This window comes from Streptomyces coryli (genome assembly GCF_011044975.1).
Classification (GTDB): domain Bacteria; phylum Actinomycetota; class Actinomycetes; order Streptomycetales; family Streptomycetaceae; genus Streptomyces; species Streptomyces coryli.
Genome location: NZ_JAAKZV010000560.1, coordinates 1 through 989, shown reverse-complemented (window position 1 = coordinate 989; position 989 = coordinate 1). Strand labels below are relative to the sequence as shown.

At 71.0% G+C, this 989-nt stretch carries 1 protein-coding gene; it reads right to left on the bottom strand.

Translation table 11 applies throughout. The features are described 5' to 3' along the window. Positions 1-32 precede the first annotated feature (32 nt). Positions 33-773 (bottom strand): dienelactone hydrolase family protein, encoded by a 741-nt coding sequence (locus G5C51_RS42175; protein WP_165246237.1) that lies wholly within the window; start codon positions 771-773, stop codon positions 33-35. Between the last annotated feature and the right edge of the window lie 216 nt (positions 774-989).

The window sequence follows — 989 nt, the reverse complement described above, 5'->3', positions numbered from 1 at the left end:
GGGGAGGCCGCGACCCCGACGCCCCCCCCGGCTCACCTCATGTGTCGGATGAGGAACCGGCCCGCGGCCTCCCCCGCGTGCTGAGGTACGCCGACGTGCCCGCCCATGTTGGCGTTCAGGGTCTTCTCCTTGGAGCCGAAGGCGTCGAACAGGGCCAGGGCCGCCTGGCGGTCGTTGCCTTCGTCGTCCCACTGGAGCAGGACGTGCAGCGGGATGGTGACCTCGCGGGCCTCCTCGAAGATCGCCTGCGGTACGAAGCTTCCGGCGAACAGGACGGCGGCCGATAGGCGCGGCTCGACCACCGCCAGCCGGGTCCCGATGGAGATCACTCCTCCCGAGTATCCGACAGGGCCGCCGATCTCGGGCAGCGACAGAAGGGCGTCCAGGGCGGCTTGCCATTCCGGGACTGCCTTGTCGACCAGGGGGAGGATGAGGGCGTCGATGATCTCGCCGCTGACCGGCCGGCCCGCCTCCAGCGCCCGGCGCAGTTCGGTGACCGCCTGCTCGACGGCGGGCAGGCGGGGCCGGTCACCGCGGCCGGGGAGCTCGATGGTGGCGGTCACGAAGCCGTCGGCCGCGGCGTGCCGGGCGCGGGCCGCCAGGAGCGGGTACGCCTTGCGCAGCCCGATGGGAGGAGGGCTGAGCAGGATCAGCGGCGCCGGCGCGGACGCGGACGCGGATTCAGGCGTCCACAGGATGCCGGGGATCTCGCCGAGGGTGAATTCGCGCTCGAGAGTGCCGTCGTCGAGGCGGTGTTCGGAAGTGAAGTGCATGGTCGTGCCTTTCGGGAGCGCGCACGAAGTGCGCAAGAGCGGCGCTCCCGGACGACCTATGACCTATCGCCCGACCGTGACCCCGGAGGGGAGCACCCATGTCGATACTGCGTTCACGGGTACCACCTCCTCGTTCTGTGCACGGCCTCCGGAAAGCTAGCAGTCGGCGGCGTGGTTCGCACAACGGGTTTTTGGCGGTGCCGGGGAGCCCCCGTC